This is a genomic window from Amycolatopsis sp. NPDC059021 (assembly GCF_042739895.1).
Taxonomy (GTDB): domain Bacteria; phylum Actinomycetota; class Actinomycetes; order Mycobacteriales; family Pseudonocardiaceae; genus Amycolatopsis.
Genome location: NZ_JBHYIQ010000204.1, coordinates 1 through 4,330 on the forward strand (window position 1 = coordinate 1; position 4,330 = coordinate 4,330).

General features: G+C 72.4%; 2 protein-coding genes and 1 pseudogene. 2 read left to right on the forward strand and 1 reads right to left on the reverse strand.

Annotated features, from left to right (window positions below; translation table 11 throughout):
- Positions 1-145: 145 nt before the first annotated feature.
- Both ACFWX1_RS47895 and ACFWX1_RS47900 read left to right on the forward strand, forming a co-directional pair.
- Positions 146-1,363 (forward strand): DNA polymerase IV, encoded by a 1,218-nt coding sequence (locus ACFWX1_RS47895; protein WP_378396606.1) that lies wholly within the window; start codon positions 146-148, stop codon positions 1,361-1,363.
- A 197-nt stretch (positions 1,364-1,560) separates the two neighbouring features.
- Positions 1,561-1,968 carry a DUF3040 domain-containing protein gene (locus ACFWX1_RS47900; RefSeq protein ID WP_378396605.1) on the forward strand — a complete coding sequence of 136 codons (408 nt, stop codon included), beginning with the start codon at positions 1,561-1,563 and terminating at the stop codon, positions 1,966-1,968.
- Between the two features lie 147 nt (positions 1,969-2,115).
- Here the strand turns inward: ACFWX1_RS47900 and ACFWX1_RS47905 are convergent.
- A pseudogene (locus ACFWX1_RS47905) lies at positions 2,116-4,227 on the reverse strand (DUF3488 and DUF4129 domain-containing transglutaminase family protein); the annotation flags it as partial.
- Positions 4,228-4,330: the final 103 nt, after the last annotated feature.

Genomic DNA, 4,330 nt, shown 5'->3' on the forward strand with positions numbered 1-4,330 from the left:
CCTTCACAGCGTTGAGCGCTGTGAAGGAGGCCTTCACGGCATTCGGTGCGTCGGGCGGGCGCCTCGGGTGGCCGATCACCGGAATTGTCGGGGGTGGCGGGTAGCGTTCGCCACGATGGGAAGAAACGCTGAACTGCCTGGGGGAATGGCCCGGTTCCGGGTCACCGCGGGCGCCACGAGCCTGCCGGACGACACCGGCTGCGGGATCCTGCACGTCGACATGGACGCGTTCTACGTGTCGGTGGAGCTGCGGACGCGGCCGGAGCTGGTGGACAAGCCGGTGGTGGTGTCCGGGAACGGCCCGCGCGCGGTGGTGTCGGCCGCGAACTACCCGGCGCGCACGTTCGGGGTGCGCTCGGCGATGCCGTTCGCCGTGGCGAAGCGGCTGTGCCCGCAGCTGGTGTGCATCACGCCGACCTTCGGGCTGTACGGCGAGGTTTCCCGTGGGGTGATGGAGATCTTCCGCGAGCTCACCCCGCTGGTGGAGCCGTTGAGCCTCGACGAGGCGTTCCTGGACGTCAGCGGTGCGCTGCGCCGTCTCGGCGCGACACCGGCCGAGCTGGGGGCCCTGATTCGGGCCAGGGTCGAGGCCGAGCACGCCATCACGTGCTCGGTGGGCGTCGCCAAGGTCAAGTTCGTCGCCAAGCTCGCCTCCGGGATGGCGAAACCCGACGGGATGGTGGTCGTCCCGGCGGCGGAGACCCTCGGTTTCCTCCACCAGCTGCCGGTTGCGGCGCTGTGGGGCGTCGGCAAGCGCACCGAGGAGCAGCTGCTCCAGATGGGGCTGACCACGATCGCCGACGTCGCGGCCGCGCCGCTAGCCCGGCTCCGGCGGTCGCTCGGCACCGCGGTCGGCGAGCATCTGTACGCGCTCGCCAACGGTCACGACGATCGCGCCGTGGTCCCGGACTCGGCGGAGAAGTCGATCGGCGCCGAGCACACCTTCGACGTCGACCGGCACGACCGCGCCGAGCTGGCACTGCGGCTGCTCCGGCTCGCCGAACGCGTCGGCGCGACACTGCGGCAGCGCGGGCTGCGCGGCCGCACCGTGTCGATCAAGGTCCGGTTCGCGGACTTCCGCACCATCACCCGCGCCCGCACCCTGCTCACCCCGACCGACGTCGCCCGCGAGATCCACCGCATCGCGGTCGAGCTGCTCACCGAACACGCGCCGTCCGGGGCGGTCCGGCTGATCGGCGTGCGGGTCGAGGGGCTCGACACGGGCGAGTCGGGGGAGCAGCTCGTCTTCGACTCACCGGAGCCCCGCTGGCGCGACGCGGAGGTCGCCGCCGACGTCGCGAGGTCCCGGTTCGGCGCCGCCGCGGTGCGGCCGGCGTCACTGCTGACACCGGGTGAAGAGTGAGTTCCATCGCGGTGACGCAGCGTCAACCCATGTCGCTCGGGAATTCGCCCGATTCGATCCCGACAGGATGCGAGATCGGGTAGTCGGCAGCGCGCGGGACTCGTATCCTGGACAGTGCCACCCCACCTGGGGTTGGCTGTTGGGTCCAGGACGTTGCGCGGCCCGGCGCCCGCGACAGCTGTGCCGGAGGAGGAAAGATGCCACTCTCCGAGCATGAGCAGCGGCTGCTCGATCAGATCGAGCGCGAGCTCTATGCCGAGGACCCCAAGTTCGCATCCACGGTGCGCGGCACCCGGTTGCGGCGCCCCGCCCGTCGAAGGCGCATCCAGGGGATCGCGTTGTTCGTGGTGGGGGTCGCGTTACTGGTGCTCGGCGTGGTGGTGCCGCTGTTCCGGGTTGCCGACATCCCGCTGATCAGCGTGCTCGGGTTCCTCGTGATGTTCTTCGGGGTCGTGATGGCCGTGACGTCGATCAGGCAAGGTGCCGACGGCGACGGCCACCGAGCGGGGCCGGGCGACCGCGGCAGCGGGAAGCAGGCAGGCCGCCGCAGCTCGTTCACCCAGCGCATGGAAGAGCGCTTCCGCCAGCGCTTCGAAGAGCAGTAACTCCCGTATCGAGCCGCTTCCGCGAACACGCCGTCAGGGTGCAGCAGCCCTGGCGGCGTGTTCGCGCGGCCTGCCGGTCAAGAGGCATCGGCCGGCCGGTCCCGCGAGCGGGTGGGGTAACTCGGGTGGGGGTTTCGGGGAGTCCGCTCAGTTCCTGCGCGTGAACAAGGACTTCGGGAAGAGCTTGCCGCGCCACGACGTCGGCGCGTTCCGGCGCAGGCTGTGCCGCACCTTGTCGAACGCCCCGCCCAGCTCCGGATCGGTGTCCTCCCGGCCGCTGTACCACGAACGTTCCACCGCGCCGATCACCGTGCGCAGGCCTTCGCGGCCTTCTTCGTCGAGATGGTGCTTCTGCGCCAGTTTCTGCCCGGCCACCCGCACGGTGTCACTGTCCGGGATCGGCAGCCCCCGGTCCGAGCATTCGGCCAGCAGTTCCCGCCACGCCGCGTCCGCGGCACCGGGACGATGGCTCGCGATCACGCTCAACCGCCGTCGCCGCTGGAAGTCCCGCACCGCGGCGGGCCCGCCGAGCGCGGCGAGCGCGACCAGCGCGATCAGGCCGAGCCACCACGAAGCCCAGGCCGCGAGGAAGGCGATCCCGGCCGTCCACAGCCCGGCGACCACCAGCGGGACCCAGGCCAGCGCCATCCGGGCGCGTTCGTCGCCCACCGCCTGCGTACGGGGCCGCGTCGCGAGAGCCACGGCCCCGCCGTCGCGCGGGGACCCGGGCGCCTGTCCGGGCTCACCGGGCACGGGCGACGTGGACGGGCCGCCCCGCAACCGTATTCCGAGTCGTTTGCGGAAGATCACCGCGGCGAGGATGACGAGGGCGCCCAGCGCCCAGAACACGACGGCGAGGATGCCCTCCCAGTTCGTGTCCTCCGCCTTCGGCGCTTCAGCCGGTGCCGGGGCCTGGTCCTTGGCCGGGTCGTGCGGGATGCCGGTGGCGGGCGCGCTCGACGCCGGGGCGCTCGGCGCCACCTGGGTGTCGGTCGGCTTGCCCCCGCTCGGCCCGTTCGGCTGCAGATACGGCGGGATGACGCCGCGCCCGTCCGCCAGCGGCGTCGGATCGAAGCTGACCCAGCCCCGGTCCCCGAAGAACACCTCGACCCACGCGTGCGCGTCCTGCGAGCTGATCGACTGGTAGTCGCCCTTGCGGACGCCCGGGGTGAACCCGATCGCGACCCGGGACGGCAGCCCCGCCACCCGCGCCATCACGGCCATCGCCGAGGCGAACTGCTCGCAGAAACCCCGTTTGCCGTTGAGGATGAAGTCGGTGAGCGCGTCCGCGTCGGTCGCGTCCGCGGTCCTCGTGTCGTACACGAATCCGTTCTGCGCGGTGAAGAACTGCCACAGCGCGGTGGCCTTGTCGAAGTTCGAGGCCTTGCCGGCGGTGAGCTGCTCGGTCTTGGCCCGCACGCGCGGGTCCACCCGGTCGACCTGGGTGTAGTAGGGCGGGAGGTCGGCGGGGTTCACGTCGGCCGTGCGCAGCTCGTCCTGCGTCGGCTGCTTGAGCGACGCGGCCTCGGTGTAGGTCGGCGCGCTTTCCTTCCTGGTCGTGAACACCGCACCGGTGACCCGGTCGTAGAGCCAGTTGTCGGCGACGCCGCGCAGCTCGCGCGGCGCGCCGTAGATCGGCAGCCAGTTGTCGACCCAGCCGGTCGGCTCGATCTGGATCTGCCGGGTGGGGCCGGAACCGTCGTCGCCCGGTGCCGCCGGCAGCGTCCTGTTCGCCTGCACGCCCTGCTGGGCCTGGCCGCCGTTGCGCAGCCCCCAGCCCTTGTTGGGGGTGTACGTGTCGAGGGTGAACGCGCGCAGCAACTGCCGGTCGGTGTTGAGCCCGCGCACCTTGAACAGCTCGGTGTTCTCGCCCTGGTCCAGCAGCCCGCGCAGTTCGGTGAAGGGCTCGACGCCGAAACCGCCGGGGCCGGCACCCCTGCCGCCCGCGCCGTTGCCGCCGAACGGGATCTTGCCGACGGTGCCGACCCAGGTCACCGTCCCGCCGAGCAGGCCGAGCACGATCGCGGTGCTGACGACGGCGATCGGGATCGGCAGTACGCTCGCGGAGCCGCCCGCGCCCGGTGCCTCCCGGGTGCGCCAGCGGCGGTGCCGGTGATTGCCGTCGACCGCGAGCAACGCCGCGAACGACGCCGCGCCGAGCACGAAGGTCCACCACGGCAACATGTCGTCGGCCAGCGCCGCGGGCACCGCGTACACGCACAGCAGCACCAGCCCGGGGGGCCCCCGGGGCGCCGCCGCGCGCGCCCCGGTGGGCCACCGCAACCCCCCCCGACCCAACGGCGTGGGGCCCCCGGACCCCGAATGCGGCGGGCCCGCCCCCCCGGCCCAACACCTGGAGGAG